General features: G+C 34.6%; 21 protein-coding genes and 1 riboswitch. Of the genes, 5 read left to right on the top strand and 16 right to left on the bottom strand.

Features of this window, described 5'->3' with window-relative positions; all coding sequences use genetic code 11:
• Positions 1 to 29: 29 nt before the first annotated feature.
• The 7 genes from MHH98_RS14385 to MHH98_RS14415 form a co-directional block, all read right to left on the bottom strand.
• Entirely contained in the window at positions 30 to 1538 is a 1509-nt protein-coding gene (locus MHH98_RS14385) for a lmo1851 family serine protease (RefSeq protein WP_340713127.1), read from the bottom strand.
• Positions 1539 to 1813: 275 nt separating this feature from the next.
• Positions 1814 to 2695: a DMT family transporter gene (locus MHH98_RS14390; protein ID WP_038189902.1), complete on the bottom strand. Its 882-nt coding sequence runs from the start codon at positions 2693 to 2695 to the stop codon at positions 1814 to 1816.
• Between the two features lie 163 nt (positions 2696 to 2858).
• Entirely contained in the window at positions 2859 to 3572 is a 714-nt protein-coding gene (locus MHH98_RS14395) for an AraC family transcriptional regulator (protein WP_038189904.1), read from the bottom strand.
• A gap of 576 nt (positions 3573 to 4148) precedes the next feature.
• Positions 4149 to 4595, bottom strand: a complete 447-nt coding sequence (locus MHH98_RS14400) for a YtoQ family protein (RefSeq protein ID WP_038189907.1) — start codon at positions 4593 to 4595, stop codon at positions 4149 to 4151.
• 29 nt (positions 4596 to 4624) lie between these two features.
• Positions 4625 to 6400: an aminopeptidase P family protein gene (locus tag MHH98_RS14405; RefSeq protein WP_076033914.1), complete on the bottom strand. Its 1776-nt coding sequence runs from the start codon at positions 6398 to 6400 to the stop codon at positions 4625 to 4627.
• Between the two features lie 1127 nt (positions 6401 to 7527).
• On the bottom strand, positions 7528 to 8232 hold the full coding sequence (gene deoD / locus MHH98_RS14410; protein WP_038189912.1) for a purine-nucleoside phosphorylase: 705 nt from the start codon (positions 8230 to 8232) through the stop codon (positions 7528 to 7530).
• A gap of 171 nt (positions 8233 to 8403) precedes the next feature.
• Entirely contained in the window at positions 8404 to 8625 is a 222-nt protein-coding gene (locus MHH98_RS14415) for a YozE family protein (RefSeq protein ID WP_038189915.1), read from the bottom strand.
• 120 nt (positions 8626 to 8745) lie between these two features.
• Here MHH98_RS14415 and MHH98_RS14420 point away from each other — a divergent pair, with 120 nt between their 5' ends.
• Positions 8746 to 10593 carry a methyl-accepting chemotaxis protein gene (locus tag MHH98_RS14420; protein ID WP_038189931.1) on the top strand — a complete coding sequence of 616 codons (1848 nt, stop codon included), beginning with the start codon at positions 8746 to 8748 and terminating at the stop codon, positions 10591 to 10593.
• 219 nt (positions 10594 to 10812) lie between these two features.
• Here MHH98_RS14420 and MHH98_RS14425 read toward each other — a convergent pair whose 3' ends face one another.
• A complete protein-coding gene (locus MHH98_RS14425; RefSeq protein ID WP_038189935.1) occupies positions 10813 to 11742 on the bottom strand; it encodes a tetratricopeptide repeat protein in 930 nt (309 codons plus the stop codon).
• Between the two features lie 172 nt (positions 11743 to 11914).
• Positions 11915 to 12018, top strand: a riboswitch (SAM riboswitch).
• A gap of 71 nt (positions 12019 to 12089) precedes the next feature.
• On the opposite strand from MHH98_RS14425, the gene MHH98_RS14430 reads away from it, so the two are divergent.
• From MHH98_RS14430 to MHH98_RS14440, 3 genes are all read left to right on the top strand, one after another.
• The gene (locus MHH98_RS14430) at positions 12090 to 13220 is read left to right on the top strand and encodes a methionine biosynthesis PLP-dependent protein (protein ID WP_038189938.1); all 1131 of its coding nucleotides are present in this window, start codon (positions 12090 to 12092) and stop codon (positions 13218 to 13220) included.
• A complete protein-coding gene (locus tag MHH98_RS14435) occupies positions 13216 to 14394 on the top strand; it encodes an aminotransferase class I/II-fold pyridoxal phosphate-dependent enzyme (protein ID WP_038191081.1) in 1179 nt (392 codons plus the stop codon). Before MHH98_RS14430 ends, MHH98_RS14435 begins: the two co-directional genes overlap by 5 nt.
• A gap of 297 nt (positions 14395 to 14691) precedes the next feature.
• On the top strand, positions 14692 to 15381 hold the full coding sequence (locus tag MHH98_RS14440; RefSeq protein ID WP_038189940.1) for a YoaK family protein: 690 nt from the start codon (positions 14692 to 14694) through the stop codon (positions 15379 to 15381).
• Positions 15382 to 15558: 177 nt separating this feature from the next.
• Here MHH98_RS14440 and msrB read toward each other — a convergent pair whose 3' ends face one another.
• The 5 genes from msrB to MHH98_RS14465 all read right to left on the bottom strand — a co-directional run bounded on the left by msrB (position 15559) and on the right by MHH98_RS14465 (position 18785).
• Positions 15559 to 15984, bottom strand: a complete 426-nt coding sequence (gene msrB / locus MHH98_RS14445; protein ID WP_038189943.1) for a peptide-methionine (R)-S-oxide reductase MsrB — start codon at positions 15982 to 15984, stop codon at positions 15559 to 15561.
• Positions 15981 to 16505 (bottom strand): peptide-methionine (S)-S-oxide reductase MsrA, encoded by a 525-nt coding sequence (gene msrA, locus MHH98_RS14450; RefSeq protein WP_038189947.1) that lies wholly within the window; start codon positions 16503 to 16505, stop codon positions 15981 to 15983. Before msrA ends, msrB begins: the two co-directional genes overlap by 4 nt.
• Before the next feature lie 12 nt (positions 16506 to 16517).
• Positions 16518 to 17093, bottom strand: a complete 576-nt coding sequence (locus tag MHH98_RS14455) for a YpmS family protein (RefSeq protein ID WP_038189965.1) — start codon at positions 17091 to 17093, stop codon at positions 16518 to 16520.
• A gap of 7 nt (positions 17094 to 17100) precedes the next feature.
• Positions 17101 to 17871: a GDSL-type esterase/lipase family protein gene (locus MHH98_RS14460; protein WP_038189986.1), complete on the bottom strand. Its 771-nt coding sequence runs from the start codon at positions 17869 to 17871 to the stop codon at positions 17101 to 17103.
• A 74-nt stretch (positions 17872 to 17945) separates the two neighbouring features.
• On the bottom strand, positions 17946 to 18785 hold the full coding sequence (locus MHH98_RS14465) for a DegV family protein (protein WP_038189996.1): 840 nt from the start codon (positions 18783 to 18785) through the stop codon (positions 17946 to 17948).
• A 192-nt stretch (positions 18786 to 18977) separates the two neighbouring features.
• On the opposite strand from MHH98_RS14465, the gene trhA reads away from it, so the two are divergent.
• Positions 18978 to 19613, top strand: a complete 636-nt coding sequence (gene trhA, locus MHH98_RS14470; RefSeq protein ID WP_038189997.1) for a PAQR family membrane homeostasis protein TrhA — start codon at positions 18978 to 18980, stop codon at positions 19611 to 19613.
• A gap of 109 nt (positions 19614 to 19722) precedes the next feature.
• Here trhA and MHH98_RS14475 read toward each other — a convergent pair whose 3' ends face one another.
• The 3 genes from MHH98_RS14475 to MHH98_RS14485 form a co-directional block, all read right to left on the bottom strand.
• Entirely contained in the window at positions 19723 to 20202 is a 480-nt protein-coding gene (locus MHH98_RS14475; RefSeq protein ID WP_076033915.1) for a dihydrofolate reductase, read from the bottom strand.
• 12 nt (positions 20203 to 20214) lie between these two features.
• On the bottom strand, positions 20215 to 21159 hold the full coding sequence (locus MHH98_RS14480; RefSeq protein ID WP_038190000.1) for a thymidylate synthase: 945 nt from the start codon (positions 21157 to 21159) through the stop codon (positions 20215 to 20217).
• Positions 21160 to 21545: 386 nt separating this feature from the next.
• Positions 21546 to 22148 (bottom strand): YpjP family protein, encoded by a 603-nt coding sequence (locus MHH98_RS14485; RefSeq protein WP_038190003.1) that lies wholly within the window; start codon positions 22146 to 22148, stop codon positions 21546 to 21548.
• Positions 22149 to 22462: the final 314 nt, after the last annotated feature.

Here is a 22462-nt window from a genome sequence, read left to right on the forward strand (position 1 = left end):
TTCTTTTTATCACTAAATGTGATTTTATATTATTTTGAACGGCTCTCTTGTTTCATTAATTGCTTAGCTTTTAATAACTGTGGATCATCTTTTTTGATTTTCAGACGAAGCTCTTCCATTAATGCGTAAGTTGTTTGGCCTTTTAAAACGCCAGTTTCTTTAAGTTTTTGGTCTTTTTGGAATGCCATTACTGCAGCTTTTGTTGAAGCATCAAACAGTCCATCAACTTTTCCTGGTTTGTAACCTACTGCCTTCAACATTTTCTCAGCAGCTTTCACTTGATCTGATAAAGAACCCTCTTTCATGACTTTTTCAGGATCTAGATACGGTAATGAAGCATAAGAAGGATAATCTACTTTAACAGTTGGTTTAATACCTTTTTCATGAATCCAGTTACCTTCAGGTGTTAACCACTTAGCTGTTGTAAATTTCAAGTTTGATCCATCTTTTAAGTTACTAGCAGTTTGAACTGTTCCTTTACCAAATGACTTCTCACCAATTATTGGGATATTAGCAGATTCACTAAGTGCTCCAGCTAAAATTTCAGAAGCAGAGGCACTACCACCATCTATTAATAATGACACTGGTACTGTTACTTTTCGTCCACCTTGAGCTTCAATTACTTCTTTTTTGCCAGTTTTGTCCTCTATTTGCATAACAGGTTCCCCTGTTTTAACAAATAAACTAGCGATATTAACAGCAGAATCAAGTAAACCACCAGGATTTTGACGCACATCAACTACAAGTGATTCCATTCCTTTAGCTTCCATATCATCAAGTGCTGTTAATAGTTCTTTATATGTGTTATCAGAGAAGGTTGTAATTTGAATATGCGCAACTTTTCCGCTTAACATTTCACTATAAACTGTTTCAATCGGAATATCGTCACGGACAATTTTCATCTTAACTTTTTTCTCACTATCACCACGAACAATTTCAAGTGTTACAGATGTTCCTTTTTCACCACGAATTAATAATACAGCTTCAGAAGATGTCATCCCTGAAATACTTTTACCATCAACTGTAGCAATGATATCGTTTGGTAAAATCCCTGCTTTTTCAGCTGGTGAGTTTTTAATAGGTGAAACAACTACGATATTGCCACTTTGCTCTTGGATTTCAGCCCCAATACCTTGGAAGCTAGAAGAGATACTTTCATTGAAATTGGAAGCTTCCTCAACATTCATATAATCTGAATAAGGATCTCCAAGTGCCTCAATCATACCGTTGATCGCACCGTTTACTGCTTCTTCTGTATCAATGTCTTTGTAATAGTTTGCTTTTAATTCATCAAATGCGTTAAATAGTTTTTGGAATTCTGTATGAGTCGGCGTACGAACTTCTACAACTTTTTTCTCTCCAAATGTTAGCGCAAAGATTGTCAAACCAGAAGTAAATAATATTAAAACAATTACCATCATGATTAACGCAAAAGGTTTAATACGTATGTATTTACCAGCAGGCTTTACATCTTCTAAGTTTTCTTGTTCATCGGTAGGTTGTTCGTTTTTTTCTGGTTCCACTTTGTTCTCGTCCATTCATTTCACCACTTTCAATCTTCAAGTGTTTTAAACACTAATACCATAATATAGTACGGTTCTTTCAACGTCAAACAAGCCCTTCCATATAGATAAAAATATCACTATTTGTATTACCTCAATTAACTTATTTGAACGATACTTTGAAATTACATGGTGCATTTGGTGGCTATGGATTAAAAGATTCTAATGGAAATTGGTTAAATGCCTATAATATCCTTCATAGAGGACAGTAAATTACAAAGACCACCTTCAAAAGGTGGTCTGATTACATGCTAATTAATGTTTTTGATAGATTTGATTTCAATATTACCCGAAAGTAATAAGCCTGATAGTACTAGTACCGTTGCAATAATATCATAAAATGTAATAGTTTCATTTAGAAAGATGGCAGACAGTACATAGCCAAAAATCGGAGTCATAAATAACCAATTATTTGCCCTAACTGCATCCTGCTTCAACAAGTAAAACCATAGCAACATCGTAGCGATTGATATTACTAACACTAACCATATTAACGATCCTACTAAATAATAATCCCATTTCAAAAAGTATGTATCCTTTTCTAGTATAAATGTTATTGGAATTAATACCACTCCCCCTATTAGCACTTGCCAAGTATTAATAACAATATTCGGTAGGTTTAAATTAGCTTTTTTAAAATAAACACTCCCAATTGCCATTGATATCATCCCCACCCCTAGAATAAGTAAGCCAACTCCTTTAACTTCACTGTTTGAGATTGATGGCCAAATGGCTATTAATAAACCAACAGCAGCAACAATCATCCCTATCCATTCTTGTAAAGAAACTGTTCTTTTTAGCCAAATGTAGGACAGAAAAGCAACGATAAAAGGATTAGTAGTAACAAACAAATTAAATAAACCTGCAGATACATGATTTAACGCCCAGAAGGATGCACCTAAATAAATTGTAGTATTCAATAGTCCTAAAACAATTAAGGGTTTCCATTCCTGTTTCTTTGGCCAAGGATACTTTTTGCTAATTAAGTAAACAAAAAGAAATAGTATTATGCCTGCGATTAAAAATCGACTGGTAGCTAGTAACATTGGGGTAGTAGAATATAAACCAAATTTTGTAGCAATCGCTGCAGACGACCATAAAAGTGTAAAAAATAAGCCCACTGCCGTTTTCATCTTCTCGCTCCTTAAAACAAATAATCTATGAAATGAACTTAAATTAAGACCATAACTAAGTTTCGCATACATTTGATGAGCGATTTTTTCTGAATATCAGATTATTTTTACCAGATGTCGTATTTTGAGCGTTTTTTATTTTTTTCTACTACATTTTTATTTTTTATCTCTGATTTTTTCGATACTGACTTGGTGTTATTCCTTCATGTTTTTGGAATAATCGCGTAAAGGAAGATTGATGTCCTAAACCAACTTGAATAGCAATATGTAAAATAGGTAACTCTGTATCTCTCAGTAATTCTTTAGCCTTTTTCAAACGTACGTCTTGTATATATGCTGTAGGTAATTTACCAGTTTCTTTTAGAAACCAATCCGAATAATATGAACGGTTGTAATGTTCAAGGGAGGCAAGATCATGTACTGTAATATTTTCATTATAATGTTCATGGATATATGTAATGGATTTAGGTAGTTGTTCTTGGATTAAACACCTAGAAATAAAAGGATACAGTTCTTTAACAGCAGATCCACTCCATGACTGTTGTTCAAGTTCATTTAGTAAAAGATATCGGATCCCTTTCCATTGATTATTCAGCTTATAGGATAATTCCCTATTTTGTAATTGCCTCTCGTTAAGCATAAAATGAGGGATATCTAATACCAAAAACTCATTACGTTCAACTGAATGAAATGTATGATTACATTTAGGTGGAAGAAAGAATATTGTTTCAGGACCAAGTAAAAGACTTTTCGACTCAGTTTGTATAGAAAGTTCTCCTTGAAGAGGGAGGATTAACTGTGCATAACGATGGGAATGCTTTTCTTGAATTGAAGTATAAGTTCTTCGCTCTGCTACAATTTCTCTAATTGGGTCCATTTTCAATTCCTCCGATTTTTCCAGTTTCCTATTATGCAATTAAGTAGATTCTTATAATATGGTCAATCTACGAAAATATTATGATTTAAATAGTGGATTCTACATATTAAACAAAAGACCATCAATTTATCATATGGTCCTACTCCTAAAATTACTTATGTTCAATTTACTGATTTAAATAAAAAAAAGCAAGAGACCTTTTCAATACCTTTTTTTAATGGTCATTTTAAGGTTACTTGCTTTTTTTCTTTATTTCTAATTCCACATTTGTAATAAATAACCATCTAGCCACTTAAATGGGATTCTACTTTGAAAAAGAAACTATATCATCCTAATTGAACGATAAATTAAGCCACTGCCACCTAAATAATAATCGTGCCTACCTCTAATATAATCGCGCTCAAAAGACCAATAACAATACCCATTTTTAGTTTCATCCATCATGCTCCCTTAATCATTTGTTGTAATTTATCGTAACAAGTGATTATGTCCAGCAGATGTTATACAAATTGATTGTCTTCTATTTAATATAAAAACCCCAAAATTGAAATATTTCGGGGTTCAGTTTAGATTTATTTATTTTTCATCAAAAATATAAGCTAATACTTTTACTGCTTGATCAACCGTTTCAACCGTAACATTGGCTTTATTCGACAGCTCTTTTAATGGATGATGCAGATTCTCTGGGCGAATCACGATTAAGGGTTTGTCTAGAGCAACAGCTGCACTTGCATCCATCGCTGTATTCCATTGCTTATACTTCTCTCCAAACAAGGCGATTACGACATCCGATTTTCGTATTAAAATCTGCGTTCTAAAGTTATTAATCTTAGATGCAGCTTCATCTCGATAAATAGCATTCGGCTGTTCACCTAATATTTCTTCTCCAATAAAATCAGAACGATCATGATTTTCCATAGGACCGACGAAGTTTAGAGGAGTACCTAATACTTTCGCTTTTTCCTTTAACTCCTGGCGCCAATTAGAATGAATTTCTCCAGCTAAGTAGACTGTTAATTCCATGTTAAAGCCTCCTCATAATATGAACTAATTTAGATTACTTTTGTTTCTTCTTTTAGCCACGCACACTCTTCTTCATTTAAGTAAGGTGACAGTTTCGCATATACTTCTTCATGGTAATCATTTAACCATTGTTTTTCGCTCTCAACTAACAGTTCTGTGTTAACACCCGCTAAATCGATTGGGCAATATGTGATCGTATCAAATTTCATAAATTGACCGAACTCTGTTTTTTCGTCTTCAACAACGACTAATAAGTTCTCCGTACGAATACCATATTCACCTTCAAGATAAATACCTGGTTCGTTCGTAATAATCATGCCTCTATCTAAACGAACATGATTCGTATTTCGGATGCTATGTGGTCCTTCATGAACATTTAAGAAAAAGCCTACACCATGTCCTGTACCGCATTTATAATCGATACCATGTTGCCATATTGGTTGTCTCGCTAAAACGTCTAGATTAGCACCTGAAGAGCCATGTAGGAACTTCACTGCACTCAATGCAATAAATCCTTTTAATACTAATGTGAAATCTCTTTTTTGTACGTCTGTAAGCTTACCTAAAACAATCGTTCTCGTAATATCAGTTGTTCCATCATAGTACTGGCCACCTGAATCGATTAAGAACAGCCCTTCATTTTCAAGCGTAAACTGTGTTTCTTCAGCCGCTTTATAGTGCATCATCGCTGCATGTTCTTTATAACCTGCAATCGTATCAAAGCTCGGTCCAACAAAGCCCTCTTGCTCACTTCTGAATGCTTCTAGTTTTTCCTCTGCAGCAATTTCTGTTACCTCACCAGTACTAACCGCAGATTTTAACCATTTAATAAATCTAACGATCGCTACACCATCTTTAATTTGAGACCATTTCATGTTCTCGATTTCAATATCATTTTTAATAGATTTTAAATCTGTTGTAATATCTGTACATTCAACTTTTTTAGTAGCGGTGTTAATGGCATAGTAGAGGCTACTATTTGTTTTATTCGCATCTAAAATAATTGTATCTTCGCTTGCAAGTTCACCTAGTACTGCATGGATTTCTTCCGTTGCTTTCACTTGAATTCCTTGCGCCTCAAGTTCTGCTTTAACCTCTGGAGATACTTTGCTCGTTTCAATGAATAAGAAACAATCTTTATCCGTTACAATTACATTCGCAATGGCTACTGGATTGTTTGGGACATCTACGCCTCTTATATTTAACAGCCATGCAATATCATCAAGTGACGATAAGATATAATAGTTTGCATCTTTTTTCGCCATTTCACTTCGAACTTCAGTTAATTTTTCTATTTGAGTTTTACCGGCAAATTTCACATCATGCATGAAAATTGCGCCTTTAGGAATTTCTGGTCTGTCTTCCCATAAGTCTCCTACTAAATCTTGCTTCATTTTTAATTCGATATTTTTCGCTTTAAAATCAGCTTCCATTTTTCTAACCATATTAATAGAGAATACAGTGCCATCAAAGCCTACTGTATTTCCTTTATTTAGAACGTCCGCAAGCCACTCTGAGTACGCTGGTACACCAGGATCAGCCATTCTAAACAATCTGATTCCAGAGTCCGCTAATTGGCTCACAGCTTGAATATAGTATCTACCATCTGTCCATAGACCAGCATCATCTAAAGTAATTACTACCGTACCCGCTGAACCTGTAAAACCAGAAATCCATTCTCTAGATTTCCAATGATCTGCTACATACTCACCTAGATGAGCATCAAAACTCGGGACGATATACGCATCTATTTGATGTTCTAACATTTTTTTTCTTAACAGGGCTACTCGATCTTTAATATTCATTCCTAATACCTCCATCAGTCTAGTTTTGTGTCTTCACGATTATATAACTATGTAGTTCATAAACTATTCAGTAGTTCTATTTTTCAGAATTCACTAAATATAATCATACATCTAAATTAGATCAAAGTCCTAACTTAAATGAGGCCTACCTCGAATTAATAATAATGAAATCTAGATAGAAGCAAAAGAAAACATTGAGTTAACAAAGATTACTTTGTTTTTTAGATACCGATGGCCGCTGTAAGAACGTTATTATAGATTCTGTATGGTTTAAGATTGATTAACCGAGTTTCTATTTTTATTTTCTTCATTCAAAATATAATCTACTATAAAATACCTTCACGATAATACAAATTAATATAATCATTCCTATAAAAATAGTGTTTAATTTTTTTGCAATACTCAAGTTAAATACCTCTTTCTGTAGTCCGTTATGATTTCAGCAAATATCTCAAAAACATAGATTAGACACTTTTTTTAGTTTTTTATTTATAATAAGTAAACGAGTATAAAGAGAGCATATGATGAATGAATACATACACAATATATTTACTATATTCTCCTTCAAAGTAAGTTATAGATAAATAATAGGAAATAGAAGGTTAACAACTGCCAACAAAAATACTTATACTAATGTGGTTTTCTAATGAAAAAGCCTCCATGCTAGGAGTATATACCCTGCATGGAGGCTGTTATGTCATATGCTCGTTTTTATAAACGCGTATTAAATACACTTTCAGTTGTAACACTTACGCATCCATACTTAGATTTAAAGCCACGGTATTTATTTGTTCCATAGTTGCTGTTTGTTCTTTCAAAGAAGGAGCTATCAATTCTAAATTAACTGTATTTGTTTGAAGTTCTTTTGTTACTGAAAGAATAGAATTAACAAATTTTTAAATGAAAATAAATATCCGTCCAGTATTGGTTTAAAACAGCTAGGACAAAAAAATATACGTGAAACTCTTGATACGTATTCCGATATTGATATATCTCAAAAATAACAAGCAACACAATTATTTAATGAATTAAACAAATAAAAAAGTGACCAATCATGACCACCTTTTTTGAAATGGTCACTTTTGGTCACTTATTAAAAATTGTAAATACGCAAACTCTTGATACGACTAGTCTTGAATAGCTGCTTCTAATGCTACAACCATCATGTCATTAAATGTTAATTGACGTTCTTCAGATGTTGTTACTTCACCAGTAATGATATGGTCACTTACTGTTAGGATTGAAAGTGCTTGACGGCCATATTTAGCTGCTAAAGTATAAAGTGCTGCAGATTCCATCTCAATTGCTAAAACACCATAACGAGCTAACTTTTCATTTTGGTTTTCTTCACTATAGAACATATCAGCAGTAAAGATGTTACCCACTTTTAAATTAAGGCCAGCTTCTTTCCCAGCATTATATGCTTTTAAAAGTAAATCAAAATCACCTGTTGGAGCAAAATCTAAACCATTGAAAATGATTTCATTCATTTTAGAATCAGTAGAAGCACTTTGAGCAATAATGACGTCACGAACTTTAACATCTTTTTGGATTGCTCCACAAGTACCTACACGGATTAACTTTTGAACACCGTATTCTTGCATTAATTCGTTTACATAAATAGAAATTGACGGCACACCCATACCTGTACCTTGTACCGATACACGTTTACCTTTATATGTACCTGTAAACCCTAACATATTACGTACTTCATTATAAGGTATAACATCTTCTAAATAAGTTTCTGCAATGTACTTTGCACGAAGTGGATCACCAGGAAGTAGTACAATGTCTGCGATATCGCCTTGTTTTGCATTAATATGAATACTCATTAGTATCACTCTTTTCAATAGTATTGTTATTCATCATATTTCTATAATTTGGCTATGATGCTACAAGCATTGTACCAAGAAAGTCTGACCTCTGACAATTATTATCTTAAATAAGCTATAAAAAACTTACATTTTTCAATATATCCAATTTTTATTAAATTATTACTTATTTTATTTATATTTTAACTCATATAAATACCAAAGCTCATCAAAAACGCGCGCACTCATTTCTTCATCTGCTTTTTCTTCGACATATCTCGAAAGTAGATGAAAATCTGTTGATTGTTTAGGAAAGCTATGATCGTGAAAAGCCGCTTCTGCAAACGTAGATTTCTCATCATATTTTCCACCACCACGAAATGATTGAACATAACTGTAGAACGAATGATTCATAAATATCTCCCTCCTAATAGTTACATAGTAATGATTTATTTTTCGAAAAGTATAGAATATTCTTTCACAAAGAAGTAAAATGAACATTATTCAATAGAAATATGGAAAGTTGGTGACAAATTGGTTAAAAAATCAAAAAGAAGTAGTGAAATTGTTAAGAGAAGTGATAATCAAAGCACTAACAAGTCATCAGTTTCAAAAGCTTCATTTTTCAAAATGAAAAAGAAGAAAAAAAACATTGAAGTTCATGGACCTATTCAATCGAACTTTTTCAAAATGATTCGTGGCCGTATCATTATTAACTTCTTTATACTCATCATTATTCTATCAGCAATGCTTGTTGTTTCCTATTCAAATATGTCTAACCTCCAAAATGAATTAAAGGTGTTCACAGGGAAAAATCTAGTAGAGCAGATGAAAGTAAATAGTTTAGCTGCGGATATTGCGAAACTGTCAAACTCTGAACAAAGTTATATTATTACAGGAAAAGATAATTTCTTAAGACAGTATAGTCAAGATAAAGACCGAATTGAAGCAAATTTATTAGATTTACAAAAAATATTCTCTGATCGTAAAGAAGAGCTAGATCGAATTACTTCCATTGACCAATTTTATGACAATTATATTCAGTATTCGAAGCGACTGATAGATACACGCCAAAATTCAGGCCTTGAAAATGCTCAAAAACTTGTTCTCGCTGGAAATGGCAAGACAGCTATGAGTTATATAGATGTGCATATTGAAATGATTAATGACGTACTAACCAAGAAAAACAACGAGCAAATCAAATCACTTGAACAACAAACAGAAATCGCAATGATAATTTTCTTAATTTTAACAATATCATCTATTATTTTAACTATAATAACTGGTACTATCCTGTTCCGTTCAATTAAACGTAATACAGCTGCAATTAATACATCTATTCTAGATATCGCACAAGCTAATGGTGACTTGACAAAACGGGTTAAAGTCAAGACAAAAGATGAATTTGCAGAAATCGCAAATAGTACAAATGTGTTAATCACATCCATTTCGGCATTAGTAAAACGTGTGAGTACACTAGCGGAGAACGTCTCAGCCAGTGGCCAACAATTAATGGCTTCAGCAGATGAAAATTCGAATATTATTCAATCAATTGCTGATTCAACAGGCGAAATCGCTGAAGGTAGCGAACAAACAATGCTACGGATGAATAACGCAGTTCAAAAGATGAATTTATTAGAAGAGGCGGCTCGTTATTTAAGTACAGATGCAGAACATGTGAAAACAGCAACAGATCAGATGAAAGTCGCTGCTGAGCTTGGTGGAAAAACTGTCGAACAGTCATCAAATGTTATGATGTTAATAGAAGAAACTATGGCCAATACGACAGAAACCGTTGAAGCACTTGGTAAGAAATCATCCGAAATTACTTCCATTATTCGTACAATTACTGAAATCTCGGAACAAACAAACTTACTTGCCCTTAATGCAGCCATTGAAGCTGCCAGAGCTGGTGAGCATGGTAAAGGATTCGCTGTCGTTGCAAATGAGGTTCGAAAGTTAGCAGAGCAATCTCAAAAAGCAGCACGTGAAGTAACCGGGATTGTTTCGTCAATTCAATCAGAAGTACAAGCTATTGTCTCACAAAACCATGATGGTGTACAAAACGTCATACGCGGTGTTGAAGTGACAAATGAAACAAATGCTTCCTTAGATAAAATTATTAAACAAACAAACGAAACTGTAGCCATTATTAACAAAATGGTAGTTCAAATTGAGCAAACTTTAAGCTATAGCCAAGAAGTGGCTGTATCCTTTATAGAAGTAAATCAAATTGCTGAAAATACAGCTATGAGTACAGAGCGTTCAGCAGCTTCTGCAGAAGAAGGCTCTGCTTCAATGCAAGAAATTACAGCATCAGCGATTGAACTATCTCATCAGGCAGATGAGTTACGAAAAGTGGTTGGGGAATTCAAAGTATAACTTTTCCACTAAATGACTTGCAAACTCTAATGAGATTGCAAGTTTTTTTATTTCCCACTATTGATTTCGCTTTATAAAAATTTACTAAGTTCATACTATATCCCTCCTACCCTACACCTTTTCAAGACAACCTTTTATAGTAATATTAATGAATACACTTCAGTTATAGGCTCTATATAAACAAAAATGGCCAGAGATATTATCATTTCTCTCGGCCACTTACATATTTACATATTCATCATACGTTTTATTACCATGTACTTTGCATCCGTAAAGATAACATTGAGAAACATAATATGGCTCGAAGAAAATTTTAGGACGGTAGCCATTCAAAATACGACCAATCAGTGTATTATATTTTTCATTTGTATGTTGCAAGTCCATAATGGTTTCTTCAATATTCCCCTCTATGAATTCTCCATCCATCGCCCTTACTTTGCTTTCTACAATTTCATCAGTCGTTTCTGTCTTCATCTGGTCTATAATATCTGCGGTTTCTTCTACTCTACCTAATTGAATGAGTGAGTAGACATAATGTTCTACCCATTCATATGATCTAACTATTTCTCTCCATCCCATTTCAAATAACGGGATTGCTTCATCAAAATAGTTGATTTGAGCAAAAAGTTCAGCCACGTTTACTCCACCCATATAATTTTCATCATTTTCATTAACTTTTCTCAGTGTTTTAAGTACAGAATCGTGATCATCTAACTGTAAGTATGAAACCATTTCCGCATATTTCAAAAAATCGCCATCAGTTGCGGACTTTTTATAATGTTCTGCTGCCTTTTCAAAATTGTTCATATTAAAATATGCTGCTGCTAAGTTCGCATGGACTACTTCAGTATCTTTCATTTTTAATGCATATTCTAAAATCCTGATGGCTGAAATGTATTTTTCCATTCGCAAATAAATTTCACCTAGTAAAGCAAAAGGAAAATAATGCTTTGGCTGTTTTTCAATTGCTTCAGCTAAAAGGGGTAAAGTTTTATAATATTCTTCTGTGTCTCTTATATAAAAACATGCTAAGTTATGGAGCGATTGTATATCTCTCTTTTCCATTACTGCTTGCTCTAGCATCATTTGAGCTTCTTCAAATTTAAATTCTAGTAATAACTGATTAACAGCTATGTCATTTAAATTCATCTTGTCACCTTCCAATTCAACTATGCAATAATAGCATATTCATATAAAAATTGTACCACTTATAGAAATTTATAAACTTTTCAAATTAGATTTGCTTCATAATAAGGTTGATATTATCATATTCACATGGTAAAATTTCATTATTATTAACTTTCAAACAATTGAATATATTTACTTATCAAGAGAGATGGAGGGACTTGGCCCGTCGATATCTCAGCAACCACCCTAAATGCGGCAAGGTGCTAATTCCAGTAGACGTAGTCTTGTAGATAAGGAGATTGACTTCATATTTTGAAGGCCCTCTTCCTTAGAGGGCCTTTTACTTTTTTATAAAGGATGATGACATGATGACAAACAAAAACATTGCGACACAATTAGTTCAGCTGGGAAATCATACCGATTCCAAAACAGGTGCTGTGAACACACCAATCTATCTTTCTACCGCCTATACTCATGATGGGCTTGGCCAATCAACTGGTTATGACTATACACGTACAAAAAATCCAACACGTACCGTTTTAGAAGAAGGTTTTGCTAAATTAGAATCTGGAGACGCTGGCTTCGCCTGTAGTAGCGGGATGGCAGCTGTTCAATTAGTTCTATCCCTATTTAAATCGGGTGACGAAATTATTTTACCTGAGGATATCTACGGTGGTACATACCGTTTACTCGGTCAATACCAAGAACAATATGCAATCAAATCTCATTATGCAAAATTCTCTTCTGTATCAGAGGTTGAAGGTTTAATAAATGAAAATACACGTGCTATTTTCATTGAAACACCAACCAATCCATTAATGCAGGAGTTTGATATTGAACTTTATGCTAAGCTTGCAAGAAAGCATAGTTTATTATTAATTGTTGATAATACTTTCTTAACACCTTACTATCAACGCCCAATCGAGCTAGGTGCGGATATTGTTATACATAGTGCAACTAAATACATCGGTGGTCATAATGATGTTCTAGCGGGTCTTGTTGTAAGTAAGGGTAAAGAGCTTAGCGAAAAACTATTCACAAACCATAATGCTGCAGGTGCAACGCTTGCTCCAATTGACTCATGGTTACTGCTACGTGGATTAAAAACATTACACCTTCGCATGAAACAACATACTGAAAATGCTAAGCACATCGCGGCTTATTTAGAACAAGAACCTTTAGTAAAAGACGTTCTGTTTGCTGGTAAAGGTGGAATGATTTCCTTCCGTTTACAAAAAGGTGAATGGGTTGGTAAGTTTTTAGAAAACTTGAAGTTAATCGTCTTCGCTGAAAGCCTGGGTGGTGTTGAAAGCTTTATCACATATCCTACTACACAAACACATGCGGATATTCCTGAAGCAGAACGAATTGCTCGCGGTGTTGATGACTCCTTACTTCGTTTCTCAGTTGGTATTGAGGAAGCAGAAGATTTAATCGCGGATTTACAACAAGTTTTTTCTATCTTAGAAAAAGAGGTGTCATCATATGAGTTCAATTAATGAAAACATTGAAACAAGTTTAATCACTGCTTCTACTCGCGGTGATTACGAGCAAAAAACAGGTGCAGTTAATGTTCCAATATATTTATCATCTACTTTTGATCAAGAGCATTTCGATTCGTTTGGTCCATATGATTATAGTCGCTCTGGTAATCCAACTCGTGATGCATTAGAGAAAACGATTGCTGAACTTGAAGGAGGGGCACGCGGATTTGCATTCTCTTCCGGTATTGCGGCCATCGCGTCTGCATTTATGATATTAGAAGCTGGCGACCATATTGTTGTGACATCTGAAGTGTACGGTGGAACATACCGTTTTGTGACACAAGTGTTAACGAAATTTGGCGTTGAGCATACATTTGCTGACTTCTCTGATTTAACATCAGTAGAAGCGGCTATACGTCCAAATACAAAGGTGTTATATATAGAAACTCCAGCTAACCCGCTTCTAGGTATTACAGATATTGAAGGGGTTGTAGCTATTGCAAAGGCAAATGGTGCTCTAACATTTTTAGATAACACATTTATGACACCTTTATACCAACGTCCATTAGACCTTGGTGTAGATGTAGTGTTACACAGTGCCACTAAGTTTTTAGGAGGACATAGCGATATTATTGCAGGGCTTGCGGTAACAAAGGACGTAGAGCTTGGTAACCGAATCTACTTCATGCAAAACTCATTCGGTGCCATTTTAGGCGCACAAGACTCCTTCTCATTAATTCAAGGTATTAAAACGTTAAATGCACGTTTAACACAATCGACAGCATCCGCATCAAAACTTGCAAATTATTTAGAAGCTCACGAATTAGTAGAAGAAGTTCATTTCCCTGGCTTGAAATCGCATCCAGGTCATGACATCCATGCAAAACAGGCAAAAAGTGCTGGAGCTGTATTATCATTTAAATTACCTAATCGCGAAATCACTAAAGCGTTTGTTGAACATGTTCAAATTCCGATTTTCGCAGTTAGTCTTGGTGGCGTAGAATCAATTCTCTCATATCCAGCCACAATGAGTCACGCAGCTATTCCTAAAGAGGAACGCGAAAAACGTGGTATTACAGACGGTCTTTTACGCTTCTCTGTAGGCCTTGAAAATATCGACGATTTAATTGCTGATTTTGAGCAAGCATTTGTAAAAGCGAAAGAACTTACTGTTGTAGGCAATAAATAGATGATTGTATGAGTCGCTCCACTAACTTGGTGGAGCGTTTTTTTCTATTTAAATGCAGTTTATTCATTACAGTAATTCCAAAATTCAGCTATAGTTTCATCAGAAAAAGCTTCCTATTGAAAAACTTAGATCGTCTGCAATGGTACTCAGCAGTTAAATCGAAAATATTTCTGAAACAGAATAAATGAAAATTGTGAGGTAAAGCTATAATTATTCATGCGACTTTTCTTTTACAAAAAAAGAAAACGAATTTTCATATTGGGAAAACAGGACATCTTTGATAAGGAGATAAACCAAATGGGAAATAAAACGAAAAACTTACTCGCTTTATCACCTAATTCATTGATTATGGGCATGATATTAGCTTTAGTTGGAGGATTTTTAGATGCTTATACGTATATTACGAGGGACGCAGTGTTTGCGACGGCACAAACAGGGAATATGGTATTATTTGCGGTGAGAGCTGCAAGTACGGAATATAACGGTGCCATTCTTAATATACCGCCCTTTTTGGCTTTTATAGCTGGAGTCTTGGTAGCAGAATATATAAAAGATAAACATACTAGCCACAAACGAGCTGTTTTACTTTTGGAATTCGCGATTTTATTTATAGTCGGATGGTTACCTACTAGTGTGCCAAATATGCTTATCACCATGTGCATTGCGTTTGTGTCTTCCTTACAAATTGCCACCTTCAACAAACTGGAAAAATGGAGTTACAATTCAACCATAACAACAGGGAATCTAAGAACCGCAGCTCAAGCTTCTTATGCTGCATTCGTGAAACATGATTCAGAATCGATGCGGAAATTTAATGGTTTTACTGCTATTATTCTTTCCTTTATAAGTGGTGCTTTAATTGGGACCTTCTTTAGTACGTATCTAGGAAAAACTTCCATCTGGATAGCAGCTGGAATTATACTGATCACCGTAATCTTATATCATAAAAGCAATGAAAATTCAAAAGAACCTCTAGAGAACTATTGACGCACGAATAAATACTTAATAAATTTACATCCCGATCTTCCAATGAGCATAACAACCATAATATTGTTTGTCGCTCTCTTTATATTTAATTCAGTAGTAAACTACACTTTGTAGTCTATTCTCTGAGTTCTACACAAAAAAAGGCAACCCACAAAATGTGGATTGCCTTTTTCATTTTCAATCAAAATATTTTAAATATTCACCATAGCCTTCTTCTTGTAATTTATCTTTAGGTATAAATTTCAAGGCAGCAGAGTTAATACAATAACGTAACCCTGTTGGCTGAGGACCATCTGGGAAAACATGTCCTAAATGTGAATCAGCTTCTCCACTACGCACTTCAGTGCGACGCATACCAAAGCTTGTATCGAAGTTTTCTTGTATACTAGCACCTTCCACCGGCTTGCTAAAGCTTGGCCATCCGCAACCTGCATTGAATTTGTCTTTTGAGTGAAATAAGGGTTCCCCAGATACGATATCAACGTATAGACCTTCTTCAAAATGACTATCATATTCGTTTTGGAATGGTGGCTCTGTCCCATGCTCTTGCGTGACATGATATTGCATCGGTGTTAATGTTTTCAACTTTTCTTCTTTGTTCATGATTTTGTCCCCCAATGCTGTTGTTGGAATGTAACTCGTCCTGAGCCAATTGAATAGCGCTCGTAATGTGCTGGATTCTTTTTGTAATAATGTTGATGATAAGTTTCTGCTGGGTAAAACGTTGTTGCTGGTAGAATTTGTACAGCGATTGGAGCTTTAAATTTACCTGATTCTTGTAATGCCTTTTTTGATGCTTCAGCTTTGTTACGCTGATCTTCATCATGGTAGAAAATGGCTGTCATATAAGACTGTCCACGGTCATAAAATTGACCACCAGCATCTGTTGGATCGATTAAAGTCCAGTAAAGATCAACTAACTTTTCATAAGAATAAATCGCTGGGTCAAAAGTAATTTGTACAGCTTCAAAATGTCCCGTTGTTTCACTACAAACTTCCTCATAAGTCGGATTTTCTGTATGTCCCCCAGTGTAACCAGATATGACGGACTCAATGCCCTCTTGCTGATCGAATGGTTTTACCATACACCAAAAGCATCCACCTGCAAATGTTGCTAATGCCATGTGCTACTCCTCCTATTCTTGAACGGGTACTGTTACTTCCAGTATAATCTTACCTTCTTTTAAATTAAATTCTTTTGCTTGCATGCGAGAACCTGAAAGTACTTCTATTTCTGTTAAACCCATATATACTTCCTCTTTGTTTGGACGAATAACCATCCAAGAAGGTAAATCTACTGAGTCATTTAATAATTTCAATGCCGTGCTTGGAGGGATATTCAACATTCCAACTTCTACATTTGTTTGTTTTAATATAAGATTGCCTTCTTCATCAATTGTTGGATCAAATTTCATCGTAATAGGCAGCTCCATACCAAAAACACTAAGCTCACTTACTAAAGACACTTCTTCATTGATGTACATATGTACAGGGATGGATTTAGCTTTCATCGCGTCCTGAATGTACTTGTTTGCAATGGCTTCAAAATCCGCTGGTGTTGTTTGAACTGATAGTTTACTACCTTCAGGCATTGCTGTTGTTTCTGGTATTGGCGCATCAGTTGCCGGTTTCGTAATGAACACAAACAATCCAATCATTACTGATAACATTAATGCAGTTAAAAAGAAAAAAGCTATTTTCCACTTATTCACCGTCACATCACTCCTTGAAGTCCATTTCCCCGTTGGTTAATTTTTTTAAACCGCATGACTTGATTGACCCTATTATGCGATCCGTCATTTCATCGTAGCCTCTTGCATTAGGATGGAAAAAGTCCGTATGATAAACCATATTCTCGTTCGAATCGAATAAATCCTCTACATTTACAAAACATGCATTTTTATCTGCCTCTGCAAAATCTTGAATATCTGTATTCCATTCATACAAAATCGTATTTAGGTCCGATTTTTCCTTCGTAAAGATAGAAAGAGGATTATAAACGCTTATTAAAATTATGGGCGCAGATTTATTTTTTTTTCGAATTAACTCCATAATTTTACCATAACGTTTTTGAAATTCGATGCGTTCCGAATCAAATGCTTCTTTATTTAAATTCATCAAATCACGTCTGACAATTTTCATCAAGTCATTTCCACCCATAGTGAGCGATATAAAATCAGCTTTTTTTAATTGTTCGTCAATTTTACCGCTCTCAAGCTGTGCTACGAGTTGATCACTTCGTCGACCTTTTTTTGCTGTATTTTCAACTTCGACGTATTTAACGCCTTCCCAGCCAAGCATCTGATCCGATAATCTACCGACATAACCTTGCTGATTTAACTCATCGCCAACACCTTCTGTTAAAGAATCACCTAAAGCAACGTAAATAATGTCTTTAGGGATGACTTCTTCAATAACTGGCATTTTTATTTCTTTGCTGCAAGCACTTAATAAAAGAAGTGCAAGCATGAAAATTATTAATTTCTTCACGTTCCATTTCTTCCTTTCGTTAAGTACGTCTAATGAAAGAAAGCAGGGAATGAAATCATCCCCTGCTCATCATATTAATCGGTATAGTACATAAAGCCAATTGCACCTGGGCCTGTATGTGTACTAATAATTGGTGAAGTATAGGCAAATTTCGTATCCATATAACCTGATTCTTCAAGTTGTTTTTTAAGTGGCTCTGCCATTGCTAACCCTTCAGCATGCGAAAGACCCACTCCTTTTATAACTTTCCCTTGTGTATCTTCTTTAAACTGATTAAATAAATATTTAACTACTTGTTTATGGCTTCGTACTTTTGCCACTGGGTTGTATGCTCCACCTTCAAGTGAAGCAATTGGTTTAATATTAAGTAAAGAACCAATCATACCTTTCCCTTTACCAATACGGCCACCTTTAATTAAATTATCTAAAACGTCAACAACGACGTATAAATTTGTATTTTCACGAACTATATTTAATCTTTCAACGATTTCTTCAACTGATTTACCTTGGTCAGCTAATTGGCAAGCTTCAAGTACTTGGAACCCTAAGCCAAATGAAGTAAAACGTGAATCAATAACGGTTACTTTTGAATCCGTCATACTTGCAGCAGCTTCTGCTGATTTTACAGTACCACTCATACCGCCAGTCATCATGATTGCAATAATCTCGTCGCCATCTTTTCCTAGTTCATCAAATAATTCTTTAAATACACCTGCAGCAGGTTGAGAACTTTTTGGTAATTCCTTCGCTTTACTCATTTGATCAAGGAATTCGATTGGAGTAATATCGACACCATCAGTATATGTTTGACCTTCAATATGAATTGATAGTGGAACGATATGTATTTCGTGTTTTTCAATTTCTTCTTTTGTTAAATCCGCTGTTGAATCCGTTACTATATGAATTCGTCTCACATTGACACATCCTTTATTTCATTGTTCTTATTATAAATTTAAAGCAAGGTCATTGTAAACCGTTAGCTATTTATTCTATTTTACTAGCTTTTGTCACACGATACACGTGACATTTGTCAGTTCAAATGCATTAAAATCAGTCGCATAATAGAAATATACAAAAAAACTTTCCGCAACAAGGAGGCAATTCATATGCAACAGGCTTTTGATTATAAAAACACGAAAGAAGAAATATGGAATGCCATAACACATGGCATCGCTTTCTTATTATGTATTCCAGCGCTTGTCTTACTCATTATGAAAGCAGTTGATAAAGGCTCTACACTATATGTTGTTAGCTTCATCGTTTTTGGCGTTTCAATGTTAATTCTATTTTTAGCTTCAACTTTACTTCACAGCATGCCTGAAAAATATAAAAAAATCTTTGCTATATTAGACCACTCATCTATCTACATTTTAATTGCAGGTACATATACACCTTTTCTGTTGATTGCATTAAACGGAGCACTAGGATGGACTTTATTTGGTATCATTTGGGCGTTAGCGTTACTTGGTATTCTTTTTAAATGTTTCTTTATCCACCGTTTTGAATTTGTTTCAGTGATCTTCTACATTCTAATGGGATGGCTTATTATTATCGCTATTAAGCCATTATATGCACATATTACTGGTGCAGGCTTCTCTCTACTTTTAAGTGGCGGGATTTTATATACGATAGGTGCTTTTTTCTACGCTTATCGAAAAATACCTTATAATCATGCGATCTGGCACTTATTTGTCATTGCAGGTAGTGCCATGATGTACTCATGTATATTGTTTTATGTATAATTGACTTTCTTATTTCCATTATTAGTTTGTCACTTATTTAACTATAATATAGTCAATTCAAATAAAAGGTTGCCACTAGTTACTTACCAGTGGCAACCTTTTCATTTACTTATTTACGCTCATATACCAAATACGTAAACTTCAAACCATCGTCTGTTTCATTCACTTCAGACTGGGAAACAACTTGCCATTCTTCATCATATGATGGGAAAAATGTATCGCCTTCGTATTGTTTTTCAATCTTCGTAACGTAAAGACGATCTGCCATTGGCAATGTAATACGGAAAATTTGCTCGCCACCAATAATCATTATTTCCTCTGATTCTTTTTTAGCTTGGGCTAATGCTTCTTCTAGTGAATGCACTATAACAATACCTTCTCTTACATACTTTTCATCACGTGTAATAACGATATTCGTACGACCTGGTAGAGGCTTACCGATAGACTCGAACGTTTTGCGCCCCATAATCATCGGTTTTCCCATCGTTGTACGTTTAAAATAAGCTAAGTCCCCTGGTAAATGCCATGGCATTGCATTATTTAAGCCAATAACGTTATTTTCATCATGAGCAACGATTAATGAAATCATTTACAAACCCCCTTATACAGCAATTGGCGCTTTAATGCGTGGATAAGGATCATATCCATCAATTGCTAAATCCTCTATTTCATACTCAAAAATGGATTCTTTTTCAGTTTTAATAATAAGCTGTGGCAATTCACGTGGTGATCGTGATAGCTGCTCTTTTACTTGATCAAAGTGGTTACTATATAGATGTGCATCACCTAAAGTATGGACAAAATCCCCCACTTCTAAGCCACATTCTTTCGCGATAAGATGCGTTAATAACGCATATGAAGCGATATTGAATGGTACACCTAGGAATACATCTGCACTACGCTGATAAAGCTGGCAAGAGAGTTTCCCATCTGCTACATAAAATTGGAATAGTGTATGGCATGGTGGCAAAGCCATATCATCTACTTCTGCAGGATTCCAAGCACTGACAATATGGCGACGTGAATTAGGATTGTTTTTAATTGATTCAATGACATTTTTCACTTGATCAATTGTTTCCCCATTATCTGCTGGCCATGAACGCCATTGTTTACCGTATACTGGTCCAAGATCGCCAAATGCTTGAGCAAAATCTTCATCATTTAATACTTTCTCTTGGAAAATAGTCATTTGCTCTTCGTATTGAACTTTAAATTCAGGATCCTCATTGGCACGCAAACCGAAATTCGTCATATCAGGTCCTTCATATTGGTCGCTTTTTACCCATTTTTCAAAAGCCCATTCATCCCAAATATGATTATTCTGTGCAATAAGTGTACGTACATTTGTATCGCCTTTTAAAAACCACAGTAATTCAGTCGCAATAAGACGGAAAGCAGTTCTTTTTGTTGTTAATAAAGGAAAACCCTTTTGTAAGTCAAATCTCATTTGATAACCAAACACACTGCGCGTACCTGTTCCTGTACGATCCCCTTTATCATTTCCTTCGTCTAAAATATGTTGGCAAAGTTGTAAATATTGTAGCACGGAACTGCCTCCTAGAAATTTATATAGTTTTAACTATATCATATTATTCCCCTTTATTATCTTAATAGCTTACGGAAAATAGTTAAGATGAAAGAAATAATTACAATTACGCCCATAAATATCTGAATATTTCCTGGGTAATATTCAGCTATTTCATGTTGTAGGGAATAATAGATAATGTCTATGTTAATGCATCTCCTTCCAACAACCTACAGTCTACAAACATATCCTCAAATATTCTTGCACTATCTCATTAAATATTTCCTGAAAATAAATAAAAGACTCCCCCGCACTTTTCTAAGCGGAAGAGTCTACTTTATCAGTTGTTTGAAATTTTTAATTTGCTTATCCAACTAATTTGATCAGTCCTTTTAGGTAAACTAAAATCAAGACAACCATTTAGGGGGAGTATTTTTAGACCAGTAGATTTCACCTAGGTCATAATGAGCTGTGAATTGATCTTCATACGTGTGGTAATGGAAATTGTAGTAATAGCCATCAAATGGCCGATTTTCAGTACGTACATGGAAGCGTATGACATCTTGTTTAGTTCCTGTGTTATATACATGGAAAATCTTCTCTGCATAATCACCACTTGGATTTTCAGTAATTGCCAATGACTTTGTTGTTTCGTTATCAAGACGATTTACTGTCATTTCAATTGCTTCTTGCATTTTAGGTAAAATGACATCATCAAATTCATCACTAATCTGTGGACCTACTCGTGAGCCAAATTTTAAATAGGCTTGTTCCTTTGCTGCTACAAAGGCATACTCTTCAAAAGTCTGTTCCTCTTCTGTTGAAATAACTGACTCATTCTGCGTTTCTATGTATTTCGTTAGTTGACTAGTAGTATCTCCTGAAAATTGTGCTTTAACATTGGAACTGTGATCTAGTAAACCTTCCCATATTGCATGACTCGGCGTAATTAAACCTAATGTGATTACCGCTACGGATGCAACAAGGAATTTTTGAATCCATTTTTGCATAATCATTACCTACTTTCGAACATTTTTAAATCTTTTAATATCTATATTATATATACGAATCTCACTAGTAAAAGTTTCAACATTCATAGTTTAATTGTACAAAAACTACAATAATAAAGATACTATTAGGAATATATAAACTATTACAATTAAATCCAATTCATAGCTAACTGATTTATTTTATAGTTCACACTATTACTTTACACTATAGGTATTGAACTAAAACATTATTACTGAAGTATCTTCAGAAAATCTATGTTTATTGTAAGTACATTTAGACACATAATTAAGACACTCCACAGATTTTATGTCTC

It is taken from the genome of Viridibacillus sp. FSL H8-0110 (genome assembly GCF_038003565.1).
Taxonomy (GTDB): Bacteria; Bacillota; Bacilli; order Bacillales_A; family Planococcaceae; genus Viridibacillus; species Viridibacillus arenosi.